19 protein-coding genes are annotated in these 20167 nt (G+C 59.5%); 9 read left to right on the top strand and 10 right to left on the bottom strand.

From position 1 onward, the window contains the following. Position 1: 1 nt before the first annotated feature. The 6 genes from V8J84_RS10855 to V8J84_RS10830 all read right to left on the bottom strand — a co-directional run bounded on the left by V8J84_RS10855 (position 2) and on the right by V8J84_RS10830 (position 6198). Positions 2 to 1783, bottom strand: a complete 1782-nt coding sequence (locus V8J84_RS10855; RefSeq protein ID WP_339930973.1) for a peptidoglycan D,D-transpeptidase FtsI family protein — start codon at positions 1781 to 1783, stop codon at positions 2 to 4. Further along, entirely contained in the window at positions 1780 to 2142 is a 363-nt protein-coding gene (gene ftsL, locus V8J84_RS10850) for a cell division protein FtsL (RefSeq protein WP_339930970.1), read from the bottom strand. The genes V8J84_RS10855 and ftsL overlap by 4 nt, the downstream gene beginning before the upstream one ends. Before the next feature lies 1 nt (position 2143). After that, complete coding sequence (rsmH, locus tag V8J84_RS10845; RefSeq protein ID WP_339930968.1) at positions 2144 to 3148, bottom strand: 16S rRNA (cytosine(1402)-N(4))-methyltransferase RsmH; 1005 nt, start codon at positions 3146 to 3148, stop codon at positions 2144 to 2146. A gap of 9 nt (positions 3149 to 3157) precedes the next feature. Continuing rightward, on the bottom strand, positions 3158 to 3652 hold the full coding sequence (locus tag V8J84_RS10840; protein WP_339930966.1) for a division/cell wall cluster transcriptional repressor MraZ: 495 nt from the start codon (positions 3650 to 3652) through the stop codon (positions 3158 to 3160). A 600-nt stretch (positions 3653 to 4252) separates the two neighbouring features. Next, entirely contained in the window at positions 4253 to 4735 is a 483-nt protein-coding gene (locus V8J84_RS10835) for a GNAT family N-acetyltransferase (protein WP_339930964.1), read from the bottom strand. A 371-nt stretch (positions 4736 to 5106) separates the two neighbouring features. Then, positions 5107 to 6198: an Mrp/NBP35 family ATP-binding protein gene (locus tag V8J84_RS10830; protein ID WP_339930962.1), complete on the bottom strand. Its 1092-nt coding sequence runs from the start codon at positions 6196 to 6198 to the stop codon at positions 5107 to 5109. 269 nt (positions 6199 to 6467) lie between these two features. Here V8J84_RS10830 and V8J84_RS10825 point away from each other — a divergent pair, with 269 nt between their 5' ends. Further along, a complete protein-coding gene (locus tag V8J84_RS10825; RefSeq protein ID WP_339930960.1) occupies positions 6468 to 6677 on the top strand; it encodes a DUF1127 domain-containing protein in 210 nt (69 codons plus the stop codon). 444 nt (positions 6678 to 7121) lie between these two features. Further along, positions 7122 to 7817: a hypothetical protein gene (locus V8J84_RS10820; RefSeq protein WP_339930958.1), complete on the top strand. Its 696-nt coding sequence runs from the start codon at positions 7122 to 7124 to the stop codon at positions 7815 to 7817. Positions 7818 to 7834: 17 nt separating this feature from the next. Here the strand turns inward: V8J84_RS10820 and V8J84_RS10815 are convergent, their stop codons facing one another. After that, entirely contained in the window at positions 7835 to 8287 is a 453-nt protein-coding gene (locus V8J84_RS10815; protein WP_339930956.1) for an Lrp/AsnC family transcriptional regulator, read from the bottom strand. A gap of 73 nt (positions 8288 to 8360) precedes the next feature. On the opposite strand from V8J84_RS10815, the gene V8J84_RS10810 reads away from it, so the two are divergent. Together V8J84_RS10810 and V8J84_RS10805 are read left to right on the top strand one after the other, a co-directional pair. After that, positions 8361 to 8960: a LysE family translocator gene (locus V8J84_RS10810; RefSeq protein ID WP_339930954.1), complete on the top strand. Its 600-nt coding sequence runs from the start codon at positions 8361 to 8363 to the stop codon at positions 8958 to 8960. Between the two features lie 115 nt (positions 8961 to 9075). Next, positions 9076 to 9975, top strand: coding sequence for an OmpA family protein (locus tag V8J84_RS10805; protein WP_339930952.1), 900 nt, complete (start codon positions 9076 to 9078; stop codon positions 9973 to 9975). Between the two features lie 53 nt (positions 9976 to 10028). On the opposite strand, the gene V8J84_RS10800 is transcribed toward V8J84_RS10805, so the two are convergent. Continuing rightward, a complete protein-coding gene (locus V8J84_RS10800) occupies positions 10029 to 12422 on the bottom strand; it encodes an ATP-dependent helicase (protein ID WP_339930950.1) in 2394 nt (797 codons plus the stop codon). Between the two features lie 156 nt (positions 12423 to 12578). Here V8J84_RS10800 and V8J84_RS10795 point away from each other — a divergent pair, with 156 nt between their 5' ends. Both V8J84_RS10795 and V8J84_RS10790 read left to right on the top strand, forming a co-directional pair. Further along, a complete protein-coding gene (locus V8J84_RS10795; protein ID WP_339930948.1) occupies positions 12579 to 13718 on the top strand; it encodes an alpha-hydroxy acid oxidase in 1140 nt (379 codons plus the stop codon). Further along, positions 13715 to 14452, top strand: coding sequence for an SDR family NAD(P)-dependent oxidoreductase (locus V8J84_RS10790; protein ID WP_339930946.1), 738 nt, complete (start codon positions 13715 to 13717; stop codon positions 14450 to 14452). Before V8J84_RS10795 ends, V8J84_RS10790 begins: the two co-directional genes overlap by 4 nt. Here V8J84_RS10790 and V8J84_RS10785 read toward each other — a convergent pair. Together V8J84_RS10785 and V8J84_RS10780 are read right to left on the bottom strand one after the other, a co-directional pair. Beyond that, the gene (locus V8J84_RS10785; protein WP_339930944.1) at positions 14449 to 14844 is read right to left on the bottom strand and encodes a hypothetical protein; all 396 of its coding nucleotides are present in this window, start codon (positions 14842 to 14844) and stop codon (positions 14449 to 14451) included. The two genes, V8J84_RS10790 and V8J84_RS10785, sit on opposite strands and share 4 nt — an antisense overlap. A gap of 101 nt (positions 14845 to 14945) precedes the next feature. Beyond that, positions 14946 to 15695 (bottom strand): SDR family oxidoreductase, encoded by a 750-nt coding sequence (locus V8J84_RS10780; protein ID WP_339930942.1) that lies wholly within the window; start codon positions 15693 to 15695, stop codon positions 14946 to 14948. A 164-nt stretch (positions 15696 to 15859) separates the two neighbouring features. Here V8J84_RS10780 and V8J84_RS10775 point away from each other — a divergent pair, with 164 nt between their 5' ends. From V8J84_RS10775 to V8J84_RS10765, 3 genes are read left to right on the top strand one after another with little or no spacing between them, the layout of a single operon-like run. Next, entirely contained in the window at positions 15860 to 19303 is a 3444-nt protein-coding gene (locus V8J84_RS10775; protein ID WP_339930940.1) for a pyruvate carboxylase, read from the top strand. Beyond that, complete coding sequence (locus tag V8J84_RS10770) at positions 19303 to 19689, top strand: MAPEG family protein (protein ID WP_339930938.1); 387 nt, start codon at positions 19303 to 19305, stop codon at positions 19687 to 19689. The genes V8J84_RS10775 and V8J84_RS10770 overlap by 1 nt, the downstream gene beginning before the upstream one ends. Then, entirely contained in the window at positions 19689 to 20069 is a 381-nt protein-coding gene (locus V8J84_RS10765; RefSeq protein ID WP_339930936.1) for a VOC family protein, read from the top strand. The genes V8J84_RS10770 and V8J84_RS10765 overlap by 1 nt, the downstream gene beginning before the upstream one ends. The last annotated feature ends 98 nt before the right edge of the window (positions 20070 to 20167 follow it).

The raw sequence follows: 20167 nt of genomic DNA, 5'->3' as shown, positions 1-20167 counted from the left end.
TTTAGTTTGAGGTCAGTGTTACACCAGTTGGTTCCAAGGTTTCAATCTGTGGTCTTAGCCCAAGCAAAGGTGCGACGCGGCGGATCATTTCGGCGGCGATGGGCACTGCTGTCCAACCCGCCGTGCGGCGCGGTCTGTCACCAGACGATTCGACCGGTTCATCCAATGTAACGATCAACACATACTGCGGATCATCGGCCGGAAAGACCGATGCGAAGGTCGAGATGACCTTGTCATCGTAGTACCCGCCTTGCGGACGCGGTTTGTCAGCCGTACCTGTCTTGCCGCCCACTTCGTAGCCCGGCACTTCACCAAAAGACGCCGTGCCACGCTCGACCACCTGTCGCAGCATACTGCGCGCCGCCGCACTGACCTGTTCGCTGACCACACGGTCACCATATTGCGGACCATCCTGACGCAGCAAAGTCGGCTCGACCCGCAGACCACCGTTCAAGAGCGACGCATACCCCGCCGCCAGATGCACCGGCGATGTGGACAGGCCGTGCCCGTAAGAAATTGTCATCGTTGAAATCTCAGACCACTGGCGCGGCAACAGCGGCGCACCGCTTGGCGCTTCGATCATTTCAACAGGCGTGGCCTCAAGAAATCCCAACTCGCCCAGAAACTCGCGTTGGCGGGCCCCGCCGATCTGCATTGCAATCCGCGCGGTGCCGATGTTGGACGACTTTACAATGATGTCTGTGGCACTCAGCGATGCGCCGTAGTCGTGGAAATCACGGATACGGAACCGGCCCCATTGCAACGGGCCACGCGTGTCGATCATGGTGTTTGCGTTCAGCAGACCAAGCTCCATCGCCTGCCCTACGGCGAAGATTTTGAATACGGACCCCAGTTCGTAAACGCCCTGCAACGCGCGATTGAACAGCGGGCTGTCGGACTGATCGCCGTTGGTCAGCACCTGCGGGCGGTTGTTGGGGTCAAAATCGGGCAGCGACACCATGCTGATAATCTCGCCCGTGTGCACGTCCATCAGGATCGAGGCCGCACCCTTGGCATTCATAATCGACATGCCACCAGCCAGCACCTCTTCGGCGGCGGCCTGAATGGTCAGATCCAAAGACAGTTCTAGCGGTGCGCCTTCGTTGGCGGGATCGCGCAGATAGTCGTCAAACTGCCGCTCGACCCCCGCGACACCAATCACCTCAGCCGATGAAACGCCTTCACGCCCGTAAGATGCGCCACCCAGAATGTGCGCCGCAACCGGACCGTTGGGATAAAGCCGCATTTCACGCGGCCCGAACAGCAATCCAGGAGAGCCGATATCATGCACCGCCTGCATCTGTTCGGGGCTGATCTGGCGTCTGATCCACAGGAATTTGCGATCGCCGGTGAAATCGCGCAGCAGCCGTTCACCGTCCAGTTCGGGGAACACCTCCAGCAACTTTTCCGCCGCCATCGCCGGATCAACCATGTGATGCGGCTGAGCATAAAGCGAATAAGTATCAAGGTTCGTCGCCAGAATACGCCCGTTGCGATCAACAATGTCAGAGCGCTGTCCAATGATCGGATTGCCCTGTGCTTGGGCGCGTGGCTCTTCGGCTTCGGTCGAAGCCAGCACGCCCATGCGCCCGCCAATGACCGCAAAAGCAAAGAAAAACGCCATGCCCAGCACCAACAAACGCCCCTCGGCGCGGTCGCGGGCGCGATCCTGTTCCGCCTCTTGGCGCAAACGAACGTTTTCGGCCTCGATCACGTCAGGGTTTTCACCCTTTTCACGAGCCTTGAGGATACGCGCCAGCGGGCGCAGCGGCGTGCGGATCATAGCGGATCCTCCTCGTCGAGCGTTTCAAGAAAGGCGTTCACGTCAATGGGGTTGGTGATCGGCAGAATTTCGGGCAGCGGATAGATGATCTGGTCAACCTTGCCGAATGCATCCGGCATCAGCGGCAGCAACCCCAAACGGTCATAGTTCAGGTCCGCCAGATCGCGCAGCCGATCGGGCCGGTTCAGATAGGCCCACTCGGCCTGCAACATGCTCAGACGCTCATGCGCGGCGCCAATTTCGCGGTGCAGGCTGCGCACTTCGCTGATGGCGTCGCGCGTCTTGTAGTTCTCCTGATAGGACCAGAATGCCAGCCCCATCACGCATAACCCTGCCAAGATAAACAGAAATCCCCGCATACTACCCTCTTTTGCCGCGCTTTTTGACGGTCTCTTTTTTGGCCTTCATCATCGGCATACCAAGGTCCGCCGGATCAATCGCCTCTGCCGGTGCATCGGTGCGTACAGCAACCCTTAACTTGGCAGACCGCGACCGCGGATTGCGCGCCAGTTCTTCATCATCCGGCCCGATTGCCTTTTTCTTGAGAACCTTGAATGCAGGTTCAATCTGTTCAACTGCAGGGGCGAAACGGTTTGCATTGGCCGTGCCGCCAGAGCGCATTTGCAAGAACCGTTTGACCATCCGGTCCTCGACAGAATGGAACGTCACAACAGCCAACTGACCGCCGGGCTTCAGCGCCCTTTCAGCGGCCATCAAGCCTTCCGCCAATTCGCCGTATTCGTTGTTCACGGCGATCCGCAACGCCTGAAAACTGCGCGTGGCAGGGTGCGATTGCCCCGGCTTGGAGCGTGGTAGGCAGGATTCGACAATTTTCGCCAGCTGCAAGGTTGTGGTCACTGGCCGCGCCGCGACTATCGCCTTTGCAATCCGGCGCGATGCACGTTCCTCGCCGTAAAGATAAATGATATCAGCGATTTCCGCCTCGTCCTTCGTGTTGACAAGGTCCGCTGCTGAAAGCCCGTCCTGCGACATCCGCATATCAAGTGGCCCGTCACGCATAAACGAAAAGCCACGCTCGGCCAGATCAAGCTGCATCGACGACACGCCAAGGTCCAGCACGATGCCATCAAGATCGGACGCATATTCATCCAACTGCGAAAACGTGCCTTCGACCAGTTCAATCCGGTCGCCAAATTCTGCGACCCACGGATCGGCAAGCTCAAACGCCAGCGGATCACGATCCACACCAATCACCTTGTCGGCACCGGCCTCGAGCAATTCACGGGTATAGCCACCCGCACCGAATGTGCCATCCAGCCACACGCCGGAAACTGGCGAAACCGCCGCGATGAGCGGTTTAATCAGTACAGGGATATGCGGGTCATCGTCTGCGGCAGCTGACATGGGATCGCCCTACTCTTCCAACAGGCTGAGCGGATCGAAATCATCGTCCTGCTCGTCCAGCCACCCCTTGAGGCTTTCGCCCACCTCGGCGGTAAATGTCTCGGCTTTCCAGATCTCGAAATGGTCGCCCACACCGCGAAAATACAACTCGCCGTCTTTCAGACCCAGTTTGTCACGCTGACGGATCGGCATGACCGTGCGGCCATCCTTATCAACGTCCAGCTTGATGGATTGTCCGATATAAAGGTGCGACAGTTTTTTCTTGTTGGCAGAGCCGCGCGGCATCGCATTGATCTGCGCGATCACAGCAGAAAACTCTTCTACCGTATAGCCATGCAGCTCGTTCTTAAGGTGGTCACCGTAAAGCAGGTACATGCGCGGGGACAGGCCCGGCGCCCAATCCGGATCACCGGTTTCAAGAACACGACGAAAATCGGCAGGGATCGACATGCGCCCCTTACCGTCCACCTTTTGGGTGTGTTCGCCTGTGAAACTCAAGACCACTGTCCCTCGGTCCTTTACTTTAACGTCGCCCCCGAAAATCTTGTTTTGAATGTAGAAACGGCGGGTTTTGATCTGCTGCCACTGATCAAACCCGCCGTTTCCTGCCCTTGCGGGCTAGTCCAGCTGCGCGCGCCACCTGGGGGGATGTCTGCTCGCTCGCGCGCCGGATCTCTTTGTTCGAAATTAACGAGGCCTGTATGAAACCTGACTTTTTGCCGGTGGGGTTCTTTGGTGCCCCGGTTTGTTGGTGTGCTCGTTTCTTCCGTGCATCCTTAGTGACGCATGGATCTGGGTCTGGCAACAACTTTTTGGGAATTCATGGAACTAGATGGTGTTTGAGGGGTCTTCGTAAAACAACATCTGGTAGCATTTGTTTCAAATTCGGCGCTTATCCTGTGTCACATGACATATTTTGCACTAGATATTGTAAGAATTAAAGACGATTTAGTGGTGCAAAAATGCCCCAATAAATTTCTGCGGTCCGCCATTATCAGCTGTATCCCACCCTCATTTGCGGCCCGTTCCCGGTAATCCCACGCAGATTCCATCTAATCCCATCCGAATCTACAGATCGATTCCATGAAATCCCGAAAACTACGTCTATAGCGGTTTGTAGAGAACCTGCGCCGCGACCATTCCCAGTGCCGGATGATCAAAGGCGTCGGGGATGGTGCCCACGGTCTGAAACCCAAGCCGGTGCCACAGCCGCAAGGCGCCAGCGTTACTTTCCAGCACAAAATTGAACTGCATGGCGCGATAGCCAAGCCCGCGCGCTTGGTCCTGACTGGTTTCGCACATCAATCGCGCAAGGCCACGGCCCCGCGCTGCTGTCGAGACTATATATCCGCAATTGCAAATATGCGCACCACCGCCGGGCTGATTGGTCTTGATATAGTAGGTGCCGACAATCTGGCCCGCATCCTCGACGACCAGGCAGGCGGCCCCGGCCTTCCAATAGGCCAGCGCTGCATCGCGCGTGATCGACGGATCGACAGCATAGGTGTCACCCTTGCGAAACACATCACGCAAAAGAGGCCACACAGCATTCTCATCCGCAGGTGTCAGCGCGCGGATTACAGGCATTGCGATTGTCCGGGGTTACCGGCCCAAAGAGCCGTATCGCAGATTGATCTCAGCCCCGGCGTTGAACTGCTCAAGGCACGGGTTTGGGGCATAAATGGCATCTTAAAACGGTCAATATGACAGGTCGTTCCGTTTGCTTCGACAGCACTACATTGCGCCGCAGCCTCAATCTAGGCTGCCTCGCGCAAACGGGCGAGAACAATTTCCGCGCGATTAAGGATTTGCGCACAAAAGCTGCACACAAGCCGGCCATGCCATAAACGCCGGCGCCTGCCCCCGACTGGTAACGAGAAATCGAGAACTCTTTCATCTGCATCACCGCCCGAGGCGGCAACACAAAATGAAGAGATCATGTCATCAGACGACTATTGTCAGGCCATCCCGCCGTCGATGAACCGTTTGGCGAGCGTTGCATAGGCGTCCGCCATAGGCCCCTCACCTGCGGCAATCGGCGTGCCGCCGTCGCCTGCCAACCGCGTATCAAGGTCAATCGGCAAAGCCCCCAAGAGCGGAACACCTATTTTGGCCGCCTCTGCCGCGACGCCGCCCTGACCAAAGATATGGCTCTCGTGACCGCAGTTCGGGCAATGGAACGTCGACATGTTCTCGATCATACCCAACACAGGCGTGTTCAGCGATTTGAACATATCAAGCGCCTTGCGCGCATCCAGCAGCGCCACGTCTTGCGGCGTGCTGACAACAACTGCGCCCGTCAGCTGCGTCTTTTGGCACAACGTCAGTTGCACGTCGCCCGTGCCCGGCGGCAGGTCAACGATCAGCACATCAAGCTGGCCCCATTCGACCTGCCCCAGCATCTGTTGCAACGCCCCCATCAACATCGGGCCGCGCCAGACGACTGCCTTGTCGGGGTCCACCATCAGACCGATGGACATCATCGTGACGCCGTGCGCCTGCAAAGGAATAATCGTCTTGCCATCCGGCGATCCGGGGCGCTTGTTCACGCCCATCATGCGCGGCTGGCTTGGTCCGTAGATGTCGGCATCCAGCAGACCCACACGTCGCCCCTGCTTGGCCAAAGCCACCGCAAGGTTTGATGACACGGTGGATTTGCCCACGCCGCCCTTGCCGGATCCGATCGCTAGAATACGGTCAACACCGGCGACGGGCGCAGGGCCTGCTTGCGGTGTAGGGTGACGTCCGACCTTCAACGCAGGCGGCTCGCCTTTTGGGGCGGCGGGCTTGGCCGCTGGGCCGCCACTGTGGGCTGTCAATATAACAGACACCTGCGCCACGCCTGACAACGCCTTGACCGCAGCCTCTGCCGCATCACGCACTGGCGCCATGCGGCTGGCCTGTGCGGCATCCGGCGCTTCGATGACAAACCGGACCGCGTCACCTTCTATCGTGACTGCGCGGATCATGTCGCGCCCGACCAGATCGCCACCGTCCGGCAACCCGATCTTTTGGAGCGCGCCTAATATTTCAGCCTTCTCAATCGCCATGTCGTCCACCGCCGTTCATCAGTCGCCTTCAATTTGGCCCTTTGTGCTGCCGTTTTCAGCAAACCGCAAGCTGACACAACGTCACGCAAAATTAGTTAACAAATTTATGACCTTAGGTCAGTTTCAGGATTGCATATTACGCATAGCTGCAATGCAGAAAGAAACGTTGTGCATCCGCAGCAAAAGCCTAAATGTATTTCACAACAGCGCAGACGATAGCGCTAACGACACCAAAGACGCAAACTCAGAGAAGAGTAAGAGAATATAAAATGGCATACGCAAACAACACACGCACCGTGACGATCGCAGACCGCTTCAACGCTTTGGTCGCTGACTTCGCTGCCGCCCGCAAGCAACGCCGCGCGTTCCGCACCACATACAACGAACTGTCCGCACTCTCAAACCGCGAACTGGCCGACATGGGCATCAACCGCTCCATGATCAAGTCGATCGCACTGGACGCTGCAAAGACAGTCTAACGACTTACCAGATCGGGTCTGCCGCCTCCTCCCTGAAATGGCAGACCTGTTTGATCCTCCCCGCAACCTCCTCCCTGCGGATGGATCACCAAAAGGCGGCGGCGTCTGAACCTCCTCCCTCGGACGCCGCCATCCGCCTGACACCAGTTTCGGCTCTGCCACCTCCTCCCGGTAGCGCCGATCATACCGCCGCTTTTTGCGCCCACCTCCTCCCGGGCAAACAAAACAGCGGCGAGGAAGCGCCCCGCTCTTTCTCCTCCCGAGATGCGGTTGGGCGCTGATAATAAGAACGGTCGTGCCCACCTCCTCCCGGGCGCGGCCGTTTTTTGTTTTGTGAAGGCAGGTTTGGCTGCACGAAAGGGTTGCAACTGCTGCGATATCCACCACTCTGTCGGGAGTGCGATACAAATCGCCAAGCTTTGGATTTTCGCAGAAAGCAGCACCATGCGTTACTTCGCCTTTGGGACATTTGCCCTATTTGCCATGACCGCGTGCGGTGGCACGACAATCGACGACACATCGTTTCTGGATGATATCAAGCCCGGTGATGTGATCCCGCTTGCCGATGGGCAGGCGCAGGTCGCCAATGGGGTGTACAGCGTGATGCAAAACGGCGAGACGGTCATTCTGCCTGAGAATGGTGAAATATCTCTCAATGGTCAGTTGGCATGGGTCAGCACCAACCAGACCCGCGCAGTTACGTTCGCCGAAGGCACTGCCCTCTTGATTGGCGGTATGGAGCCCAACGGAACAACTTTTTCGGGGATCAGCGGGCCGTTGTCCGCAGCACCCACCGTCGATGATCTTGTGCCTGCCGTCGATTTTACACCAACCAGCCTCCGGTTTGATGGCAGGGTCAGCTACGTCACAGCCAATGAAGTCAACGATACCATGGGAATCTTCTTCTATAATCCGCGCAGCGAACGCCTGTCGGGTGATCTAACTCGCAGCGGGCTTGACGGAAGCATCGAGACCACGATCAAGCTTGACGCTGGCCTTACAAGCAGCGGCGCGCTGTCGGGCACTATCTCGATTAACGGAGACGACGCGCAGCTCAAGGGCGGCTTCTACGGCGAAGATTCTGTCGCGGGGGCGTTTAACGGCGAAAACATCGGCGGTGTATTTAGCGGTACACAATAGGCCGCCACCTGCGCCTACTACCCCCGCACATCCTTGGGCGACCCCATGACCATATAAGACGTGATCGACCGCACATGCGGCACGGTGCCCAGTTTTTCGGTGTGAAACGCCTTGTAGGCAGGTAAATCCTCGACCTCGACCCGCAGCATGTATTCAAACGCACCGGCCACGTTGTGACATTCCGTGACCTCCTCGGCGCGCTGCATCGCCCGCTCGAATGTTTCCTGCGCCGTCTTGGTATGCTCGGACAAACCCACCGCCACGTAGACCACATAGGCCCGGCCGGTTTGCGCGGGATCAAGCCGTGCGCGATAGCCCTTAATGACGCCCAACCGCTCCAGTTCTTGCACCCGCCGCAGACAGGCCGATGGCGACAGCCCGACCTTCTCTGCCAGCACCAGATTACTGACCCGCCCGTCAGCGCTCAGCTCGCGCAATATCCGCGCGTTGATGTCATCAATCCTCGTCATGAGTTGCTGAAATAGGCCAAACCCCGCACCATTAGCAATTTAATTGTGCGCCGATACGCATAATCTGCGGCGCATGGATACCGTCACACTCTTTTTGCTAGTGCAATTCGCCTTCGTCAGCTCGATCACCCCGGGGCCCAACAACCTCATGCTTATGGCATCGGGCGCGAATTACGGTCTGCGCCGGACGGTGCCACATATGCTGGGCATCTCTCTGGGCCATTCGTTCATGGTGACAATGGTCGGTCTGGTCCTTTTACAAATCTTTGACGCCTATCCATGGCTGAACACGGTGCTCAAGGTGCTTGCGGTCACCTACATGCTGTGGCTGGCATGGAAGATCGCCAACGCCGTCCCGCCAGAGGCGAAAAAGGTCGAAGGCAAGCCTTTCACCTTTCTGCAAGCCGCCGCGTTTCAATGGGTCAACCCCAAGGCATGGTTCATGGCGATCACAGCCATCAGTGGCTACGCTCCGCAGGACAAAGGCGCGCTTTATGGCTCGCTGGTCGTCGCAATCGTGTTTGCTGCAACCAACCTGCCAAGCATCACGATCTGGGCATGGATGGGTGTGCAGGTCCGCCGGTTTCTTGGCACGGCCAAACGGCTGCGGGTGTTCAATATCACGATGGCCATCCTGCTGGTGATCTCGCTCTATCCTTTGCTGGTGCACTAAACACAAACATCACCTCCGCTGGCCTCCCCACTTATCGCCCCTGCCCTTGATCACCATCACCGGATCGGAAACACTGATCGCGAATTCATTTTATCCGTTTCAAAAGGGATCATTGATGCGCATCCTCGCCCTGACCACAGCCCTCGCTCTGACCGCACCGGCCTTGGCCCAGACACCACAAAGCTATTCTGACGGCGCACGGGGTGAGGTCACATTGCCGCAAGGCGACCTAAGCTTTGCAGATGCTGTCGTGGCCCAAACACCCGGGTCCGGCACAATCACCGCCAGCGCAGCTGATCCTGCCAGCGCCATCGGACCACCGGATTATACCGGCGACAACAATGGCGGCACCTTCGCGACCCTTGGATGCGGCGGCACGCTGACGCTGCAATTCACCGACAATGCCCTGATCGACCTACCCGGTCCCGACCTTCACGTGTTCGAGGTCGGCCCCGATGTGGAAGGCACCGCTCTCGCGATTTCGCAAGACGGCACCACATGGGCCGAAGTTGGCGGGATCGCAGGCGGCCGGTCTGAGATCGACATCGCGGCTGTGGCCGATCCCGATGCGACCTATAGCTTTGTGCGCCTGACAGATGATGGCGTGTCGTGTTCGGGCCGCTTTGCCGGTGCGGATATCGACGCCGTAGCCGCGATTGGCACCGCCACGCGGTTCACGCTGGACGGGGCTGTCCTTTTTGACGTTGATAGCGCCGATCTGAAACCCGCGGCGGAAACAGCATTGGCCGACATCGCGGGCGACATTGCCAAGGCAGGCGCTGTCACCATCGCCGTTGTGGGCCATACCGACGCCACAGGATCAACGGACTACAACCAGTCACTGTCACAGGCGCGCGCTACAACGGTGCGTGATTTCCTGACCACCCAGCCCGATCTGTCAGGGATTGACGCAACAGCCCGCGGCGCAGGCGAGGCTGAACCGGTTGAGACAAACGACACCGAAGAGGGTCGCGCCGCCAACCGGCGTGTCGAGATTATCGTCCGTCAGGAATAGTGCACGGGACGGCGGCCGGGGCGTCGTGCCCCGCACGCGCGCAGCCCCGTCCGTCAAAACGGCACGTCATCCGCCTGTGCGGCATTCACAATGAACCGCGCCACAACATGCTTTGATCCGGCCTTGTCAAACTCGATCTCAAGCTTGTCGCCTTCGATGCCCATCACCTCGCCATAGCCGAACTTCTGGTGAAACACGCGGTCGCCGGTGGTAAATGCACTGACCGCATCCAGATCAATCGTCATATTACGCGATTCAACCGGCTGCGACATGCCACGTTGCTGCCCGCGTGCCTGCAACCGCCGCCAGCCGGGCGAGTTATACACATTCGCATCCGCCGCCTTCTGATGCAGATTTGATCCCATGCTTTCCTGTATCGAAGGCGACGCACTGGCCGCCATGCCAGCCGCACCAAAACCACCGCCATAGAGCCCCGGTGGCGTCAGCACCTCCACGTGATCCTCCGGCAGCTCGTCAATGAACCGCGACGGCATCGCCGACTGCCACTGACCATAGACCCGCCTGTTGGCCGCAAAGGAGATCGTACAAATCGCCTCGGCCCGCGTGATCCCCACGTAGGCAAGCCGCCGCTCTTCCTCGAGGCCTTTCATCCCGCTTTCATCCATCGACCGCTGCGACGGAAACAAGCCATCTTCCCAACCGGGCAAGAACACGGCGGGAAACTCCAGACCCTTGGCCGCGTGCAGCGTCATAATGCTGACCTTCTCGCCTGCCTCTTCGGTCTCGTTATCCATGATCAGGCTGACATGCTCCAAAAACCCTTGCAGGTTCTCGAAATTCTCCAACGCCTTCACCAATTCCTTGAGGTTCTCCAGCCGCCCCGGCGCTTCCGGCGTTTTGTCGTTCTGCCAGAACCCCGTATAGCCGCTCTCGTCCAAGATCATCTCGGCCAGTTCGACATGCGTGTCTTCCTCGGCCCGCACCTGCGCGTGCCAACGATCCACACCCTGCACAAATTGCGTCAGTTCTTTCAGACCCTTGCCGCCAATCAGCTTGCCCTGACAGACCAGCCGCGCGCCTTCCACAAGATTGACCCCATTCGCCCGCGCCGTGCGCTGGATCGTCTGCACCGCCTTATCGCCAAGCCCGCGCTTGGGCGTATTCACCACCCGCTCGAACGCCAGATCGTCGTCGTGTGATACAGCCAGCCGGAAATAAGCCATCGCATCGCGGATCTCCATCCGCTCGTAAAACCGCGGTCCGCCGATCACACGATAGGGCAGACCAATCGTCAGGAACCGGTCTTCAAAGGCGCGCATCTGATGCGACGCACGCACCAAAATCGCCTGCTGGTCCAGCCCAACCGGATCAAGCCCGCGCGTCCCGCGCTGCAACGCCTCGACCTCCTCCCCGATCCAGCGCGCTTCTTCCTCGCCGTCCCAGTGACCGATCAGGCGCACCTTCTCGCCGTCTTCCTCAGCCGTCCAAAGCTCTTTGCCCAAGCGTCCCTTGTTGCCCGCAATCACGCCGGACGCAGCAGCCAGAATATGCGGGGTGGAGCGGTAATTCTGCTCCAGCCGGACCACAACAGCACCCGGAAAATCCGCCTCGAACCGCAGGATGTTGCCAACTTCCGCCCCGCGCCAGCCATAGATCGACTGGTCATCGTCACCCACGCAACAGATGTTCTTGTGGGATGAGGCCAGCAGCCGCAGCCACAGATACTGCGCGACGTTCGTATCCTGATACTCGTCCACCAGAATATAACGGAACCAGCGCTGATACTGCTCCAACACGTCTTGATGCGTCTGGAAAATCACCACCATGTGCAGCAGGATATCGCCAAAATCGACGGCGTTCAGCTCCTTAAGCCGCTGCTGATACTGACCGTAAAGCTCCACACCCTTGTGGTCATACGCCCCGCTTTCGGCGACAGGAATCTTATCAGGCGTCAGCGCCTTGTTCTTCCAGCCGTCAATAATCCCCGCCAGCATCCGCGCGGGCCAGCGTTTATCATCAATGCCAGCCGCCACCACCAGTTGCTTCATCAACCGCAACTGGTCGTCTGAATCCAAAATCGTAAAATTCGACTTCAACCCCACCAGTTCCGCATGCCGCCGCAGCAGCTTGGCGCAGACCGAATGGAACGTGCCCAGCCACGGCATCCCCTCGACCGCCTCGCCCATCATGGCACCCACGCGGTTTTTCATCTCGCGCGCGGCCTTATTGGTGAACGTCACCGCCAGAATTTCATGCGGCCGCGCCGTGCCCGTGGCCAGCAAATGCCCGATGCGTGTGGTCAGCGCCTTGGTTTTGCCCGTGCCCGCCCCCGCCAGCATCAGCACCGGCCCTTCCAGCGCCTCAACCGCCTCGCGCTGCGCGGGGTTCAGGGCGTCCAGATACGCCGCACTCGGGCGCGCCATCGCACGTTGAGAGAGGGGGACACTTGCGGCCTCAAAGGCATCATCTTCGGAATAACTGCTCATGGCGCGTAACATAGTGTGAAATCACCGATCAGGAAAGCCCGACGTTCGCGTTTCGTTCACCCGATCACCGCGCCCGTGTATCATTTTGCCGCAAATACTCCCGCCGGAGGCTCCGTCACTTGCAAAATGCACCGCCCCCGCCATAGCGTACCGCCTATGAGCCACGCCAGATTTCCCGCCATAAGCGATCTGAAATTCGCCGCCCGCAAACGCATCCCGCATTTCGTGTGGGAATACCTTGATAGCGGCACAGGGTCCGAGGCGACGTTGCAGCGCAATCGCGCAAAACTCGATGAGGTTCTGCTGCAACCCTCCATCCTGCACGGCGAATTCACGCCTGACCTGACCACCACATTTCTGGGCCGAGACTACCCCTTGCCCATCGGGATTGCGCCGGTGGGCATGTCCGGCCTGATCTGGCCCGATGCCGAAAAGATGCTCGCCCGTACTGCTGCCGCCGAAGGGGTTCCCTACACGATCTCCACCGTCGCCACCCAAACGCCTCAGGACGTGGCCGATCACCACGGCGGACAGGGTTGGTTCCAGATCTACCCGCCGCGCGATCCCGCGATCCGCGCTGACATGCTGAAACGCGCCAAAGACGCGGGCCTTCATACGTTGGTGCTAACCGTCGATGTCCCTGTCGCGTCCCGTCGCGAACGGCAAACGCGGGGCGGCTTGCAGCAACCGCCGAAGCTCACGCCGCGTCTGGCCATGCAGGCCGCACAGTGCCCCGCGTGGCTGGCTGGTATCCGCAAAACCGGCATGCCGCGCATGAAGCTGATGGACAGCTACGCGACACAGAAAACCGCGCTGCCCTCTAACCAGCACGTGGGCTACCTGCTGCGCACCTCGCCAGACTGGTCCTACGTCGATGCCTTGCGGTCCGAATGGGATGGGCCGCTCATTATCAAAGGTGTGCTGGATTCGCGCGATGCGCCCAAACTGAAGGACGCAGGCGCAGATGCGCTTTGGATCAGCAACCACGCGGGCCGCCAGTTCGACGCAGCTCCCGCCACGATTGAGGTTTTGCCCGCCATCCGCGCTGCCACCGATCTGCCGCTTATCATGGACAGTGGCATCGCGGGCGGGCTGGACGTGCTGCGCGCGCTGGCTTTGGGCGCTGATTTCATAATGCTAGGCCGTGCCTTTCATTATGGTCTGGGCGCAATGGGAGAGGCCGGTGCCGCGCATGTTGTCGATATCATCCGGCAGGATATGATTGCCAACATGGGCCAGCTTGGCGCACGCACCCTCACCGATCTGCCAGCCCGCTTGATCAAGGAGCAGACATGACAAAATTCGCCAGCTACCCCAGCCTCAAAGACGCCCGCGTTCTGGTCACCGGAGGCGCCAGCGGCATCGGGGCCGACATGGTGCGCGCCTTTGCCGAACAGGGCGCGAAGATTGCATTTCTGGACAAGGACGCAGATGCAAGTCAGGCGATTGCGCAAGAGACAGGCGCACAATTTGCCATTTGCGACCTACGCGACATCACTGCCACCCAAGCTGCCATCGCTGACCTTGGGCCCTTCGACGTGCTGGTGAACAACGCCGCCCGCGATGATCGCCACAACTGGCAGGACGTGACACCCGAATACTGGGACGAGCGGCTGCAAACCAACCTCAAACATATGTTTTTCACCATGCAAGCCGTCGCCCCGGCGATGATCAAGGCGGGGTCAGGCTCGATCATCAACATGGGATCCAACAGCTGGTGGGAGGCTGTTGGCGGCTTCCCCGCCTATGCCACCGCCAAGGCCGCCGTGCATGGTCTGACCCGCACAATGGCGCGTGATCTGGGGCAACACCGCATCCGTGTGAATACCGTTGTGCCAGGCTGGATCATGACCGAGCGGCAAAAAGAGCTGTGGGCCACGCCGGAAGCCTTAGAAGCACATCGTCAGAACCAGTGCCTGCCCGATCTGATTGATCCGGTCTATGTGGCGCGCATCGTGCTGTTTCTCGCGTCAGACGACGCGGCGATGTGCACCGCGAGCAACTTCATGGTTGAGGCGGGCTCGGTCTAATACCCGAATAGCGTCGGCTCAGAGCGGTTTCGAAACGGCTCTGTCATCTGCCAGCGGATCAGGAAATCCTCGGTTACGGTCAAATAGCTGACGTCCAAAGATCGGGCCACGGTCCTGACCTGATACTGCACGTTTTCCTCAATGCCATTGGTGTCGATGATCACCACCATCGGCAGCTTGCCAGACTGCTCTGCGGCAAAAAGCGCCTGATGCAGACTGTCCTGAGACGACCGCTTGGCATCAAAGCCAACCTCGACCACGTGGGTCGGTGTCTCGCAATCCACCCTGATGTGATGTGTCCGGTCAACCACGGGATAGTAATGGCGCACCTCTGTTTCGCCCCCAAGGATGAGGGAACACAGGATCGCGGTCAGTTCAATCTCGGTGGCCATGGCAAAACGTTAACAAATCGTTAACAAAATGATAAGGCGTCAAAAGCAAAATCGCGCGGCAAGGTTAATGCCGCGCGATCAATAGCTTAGGTCAGTGTTGGTTAACGAAGCGTCATGCCGCCATCGACCATATATTCCGATCCGGTGACATATGATGCGTCATCCGACAGCAGGAATGTGGTCACCGCGGCAACCTCTTCCGCGTTGCCCATCCGGCCCAAGGGGACGGCCTGACTGATCTGGTCGCGCAATTCATCAGCGTCATCGCCGCCATCGCCCAGCGCGTCAAAGAAACCTGTCTCGATCGGGCCCGGGGCCACGGCATTCACGCGGATGTTGTCGCCCGCCATGTCCTTGGACCAGCTGCGTGCCATTGCAAGGCACGATGCCTTGGAGGCTGCATAGATCGCACCCTTCGCGCCGCCCAGATAAGGGGCCACCGATGCTGTCACCAGCACCGCGCCGCCTTCGTTCATCAATGGCTTCAACGCGGCCATATGCAGGGCCACGCCGCGCACGTTCACGTCCATCATCGCGTCGTACCCTTCGGCGGTCACATCCTCTGTCGCCATGTTCTCACCAAAGCCCGCATTCAGGAACGCGATGTCCAGACTGCCCCACTCGTTCTTGATCCGCTCGCCCAGCGCCGCGCAGGCTTTGGGGTCGGACGCGTCGTTCTCGATAATCAGGCTGCCGTCGGGCAGCGCCTTGCGCGCCTCTTCCAGATGGTCCGGCGTGGTGCCGGTCACGGCGACGGTGCCGCCTTCGTCTGCAATCCGCTTGGCCGTGGCCAAACCGATCCCGCTCGTGCCGCCTGTGATCAGTGCTGTCTTACCGGTGAAACGTGCCATGGGGGTCATTCCTTTTGCTGTGTTCCCAATTCAACAGCGCAATCCCAAAGACGTTCCACCCACATCGGTATTTCTACGAGGTTTACAAAACCGCGATTCACCTTACAAATGCTGCAACTGCAAAATACGTCTTTTCAAGACACAGGAACCTACAGGGGACCGATATGGCCGACTTCAAGAAAATCCTGATTGCCAACCGTGGCGAAATCGCAATCCGCATCATGCGTGCCGCCAACGAGATGGGTAAGAAAACCGTCGCGGTCTTTGCCGAAGAGGACAAGCTGGGCCTGCACCGCTTCAAAGCCGACGAAGCCTACCGGATTGGCGAGGGTATGGGGCCTGTTGCCGCTTACCTTTCGATTGAAGAGATCATCCGCGTGGCCAAGATGTCCGGCGCAGATGCGATCCACCCCGGTTATGGCCTCCTGTCCGAGAACCCCGATTTCGTAGACGCCTGCCACGACAACGGTATCAAGTTTATTGGCCCCAAGGCCGAAACCATGCGTGCCTTGGGCGACAAAGCCTCGGCCCGCCGCGTGGCGATTGAAGCTGGCGTGCCTGTCATCCCCGCCACCGAAGTGCTTGGCGACGATATGACCGCAATTAAGGCCGAAGCAGCAGAGGTCGGCTATCCGCTGATGCTCAAGGCGTCATGGGGCGGCGGTGGGCGCGGTATGCGCCCAATCATGTCCGAGAGCGAGCTTGAGGAGAAGGTGCTCGAAGGCCGCCGCGAGGCCGAGGCTGCTTTTGGCAACGGCGAGGGTTATCTGGAAAAGATGATCATGCGCGCCCGCCACGTCGAGGTGCAAATCCTTGGCGACAGCCACGGCGCGATCTACCACCTGTGGGAACGTGATTGCTCGGTCCAACGCCGCAACCAAAAGGTCGTGGAACGCGCCCCTGCCCCTTACCTGTCTGGCACCCAGCGCGAACAGCTGTGTAATCTGGGCAAGAAAATCTGCCAGCACGTGAATTACGAATGTGCCGGAACCGTCGAATTCCTGATGGATATGGACAGCGGTGAGTTTTATTTCATCGAGGTGAACCCCCGCGTGCAGGTGGAACACACGGTGACGGAGGAAGTCACCGGCATCGACATCGTCCGCGCCCAGATCCTGATCGCAGAAGGCAAGTCACTGGTCGAGGCGACAGGCTGTGCATCCCAATATGATGTGAAGCTGGATGGCCACGCTCTACAATGCCGCGTGACAACCGAAGACCCGCAAAACAACTTCATCCCCGACTATGGCCGTATCCAGATGTATCGTTCGGCCACTGGCCCCGGCATCCGTTTGGACGGCGGCACAGCCTACTCCGGTGCTGTCATCACGCGGTTCTACGATTCGCTGCTGACCAAGGTCACCGCCCGCGCGCCCACGCCTGAAATGGCGATTGCCCGCATGGACCGCGCCCTTCGCGAATTCCGTATCCGCGGTGTGTCGACCAACATCGCCTTCGTGGAAAACCTGCTCAAGCATCCGACGTTCCTGAACAACGAATACCACACCAAGTTCATTGACGAGACGCCCGACCTCTTTGATTTCAAAAAGCGCCGCGACCGCGCCACGAAAATCCTGACCTACATCGCCGACATCACCGTCAACGGTCACCCCGAGACAGCTGGCCGCCCGATGCCGCCCGCCGACATCAAGGCCCCGCGTCCGCCGGTGAAGCCGACAACAGACGTCACCCCGGGCACCCGCAACATTCTGGACGATTTCGGGCCAGAGGCCGTGGCCGACTGGATGCGCGACCAGAAACAACTGCTGATCACCGACACCACGATGCGCGACGGGCACCAGTCCCTGCTGGCCACGCGGATGCGGTCCATCGACATGATCAACGCAGCCCCCGCCTACGCCACCAAGATGCATCAGCTTTTCAGCGTGGAATGCTGGGGCGGTGCGACGTTTGATGTGGCCTACCGGTTCTTGCAGGAATGTCCGTGGCAGCGCCTGCGCGACATCCGCGCGAACATGCCCAACATCATGACGCAGATGCTGCTGCGGGCCTCCAACGGCGTGGGCTACACCAACTATCCCGATAACGTGGTGCAGTCCTTTGTCGCCCAGGCGGCTGACAGCGGCGTTGACGTCTTCCGCGTGTTCGACAGCCTGAACTGGGTCGACAACATGCGCGTCGCCATGGACGCCGTAGGCAAGGCGGGCAAAGTGATCGAAGGCACGATCTGCTATACCGGCGACATGCTGGACCCCGCGCGCAGCAAATACGACCTGAAATACTACGTCGGCATGGCCAAAGACCTTGAAAAAGCAGGCGCGCATGTGCTGGGCCTCAAGGACATGGCGGGCCTGCTGAAACCCGCCGCCGCCACGCAGTTGATCAAGGCGCTTAAAGACGAAACCGGCCTGCCGATCCACTTCCACACGCACGACACATCCGGTGCCGCGATTGCCACCGTTCTGGCCGCCTCCGCCGCTGGCGTGGACGTGGTCGACGCCGCGATGGACAGCTTCTCGGGCAACACATCTCAGCCGACACTTGGCTCCATCGTGGAAAGCCTCAAAGGGTCCGAGCGTGACACCGGCCTCGACGTGCAGGCGATCCGCGAGATTTCCAACTACTTCGAGCAGGTCCGCGAACACTACGCCGCCTTCGAGAGCGGCCTGCAGGCCCCCGCCTCCGAGGTCTATTTGCACGAAATGCCCGGTGGTCAGTTCACCAACCTCAAGGCACAGGCGCGCAGTCTTGGCCTTGAAGACCGCTGGCACGAGGTCGCCCAGACCTATGCCGATGTGAACCAGATGTTTGGCGATATCGTGAAGGTCACGCCGTCCTCCAAGGTGGTCGGTGACATGGCCCTGATGATGGTGTCCCAGAACCTGACCCGCGCCGACGTGGAAGACCCCAAGGTTGAGGTCGTGTTCCCCGACAGCGTTGTGGACATGATGAAGGGCTCGCTTGGTCAGCCCCCAGGCGGCTGGCCCAAGGCGATCCAGAAAAAGGTGCTCAAGGGCGAAAAAGCCAGCACAGAACGCCCCGGCGCGATGCTGAAACCCGTTGATCTGGAAGCCACCCGCGCGGACCTGTCCAAGCAGCTTGACGGCAAAACCGTCGATAACGAGGACCTGAACGCCTATCTGATGTATCCAAAGGTGTTCCTTGACTACATGGGCCGCCACCGCACTTATGGCCCCGTCCGCACCCTGCCCACCAAGACGTTCTTTTATGGCATGCAACCGGGTGAAGAGATCGCCGCCGAGATCGACCCCGGCAAGACGCTCGAAATCCGCATGCAGGCCGTGTCGGAACTGGGCGAGGATGGCGAGGTGAAGGTGTTCTTCGAACTGAATGGCCAGCCCCGCACGATCCGCGTGACCAACCGCGCCGCAGCGTCCGAAAAAATCAGCCGCCCGAAGGCCGAAGCAGGCAACGCCAACCACATCGGCGCACCAATGCCGGGCGTTGTCGCGACCGTGGCCGCGATTGCGGGCAAAGAGGTGAAGGAAGGCGATCTGCTGCTGACCATCGAAGCCATGAAGATGGAAACCGGCATCCACGCCGATCGGGATGCTGTCATTAAGGCGGTGCACGTTACCGCCGGTGGCCAGATCGACGCCAAAGACCTGCTGATCGAGCTGGAGTGATGGTCACAATTACATCGCTCTACGCCGCCCCGCTGGCTGTCATCTTTCTGGCCCTTTCTTTCCGCGTCATCGCATTCCGGCGCGGCAATCGCGTTTCGCTGGGCGACGCGGACAATCCTGACCTGCGCCAGCGCGTGCGTGGTCAGGCAAACTTTGTCGAATACGCGCCCTTCGGCCTGATCCTGCTGGCATTGGTCGAGTTGCAGGGCGCGCCAGCACTGGCCTTACATGCACTTGGTCTGATGCTGCTTGTCGGGCGTCTGCTGCACGCGATCTGCTTTTGGCAGCACCCGATGCCGTTCAAGCTGCGCACATGGGGCATGTTGCTTACCACTGGCATGATCGGCCTGACAGCCGTCGGTCTCTTTCTGCACGCGCTCATCTGATGCAGCATCTGGCCCTTATCGCATTGCTGGTCCCCGACTATGACGCGGGCATCGCGTTTTTCTGCGACACCATGGGCTGGGATCTGCTGGAAGACAGCGACCACGGCAACGGCAAACGCTGGGTCCGCGTGGCCCCCAAAGGTGCGCAAACCGCGTTCCTGCTGGCCCGCGCGGTGGGCGATCAGGCCGCGGCAATCGGCAACCAAGGCGGCGGGCGTGTCTGGCTGTTCTTGCAAACCGATGATTTCGCCCGCGATCATGCGGCAATGACCGCAAAGGGCGTTACCTTTGAAGAAGCCCCGCGCCATGAACCCTACGGCACTGTGGCTGTGTTCCGCGACCCGTTCGAGAACCGCTGGGATCTGATCCAGTTTACCTGATCCCACACTGGCGAGGCTGGCTTGCAAGAGCCGGACGAGCAGCCAAGCAAGCAGGCGCAAAAAATTCTCGCATTTGGCAAGATTTGGTCTTGCAGCCA

It is taken from the genome of Yoonia sp. 208BN28-4, from assembly GCF_037543925.1.
GTDB lineage: Bacteria > Pseudomonadota > Alphaproteobacteria > Rhodobacterales > Rhodobacteraceae > Yoonia.
The sequence above is the reverse complement of the archived record's forward strand: the minus strand, read 5'-3'. Positions and strand labels throughout refer to the sequence as shown.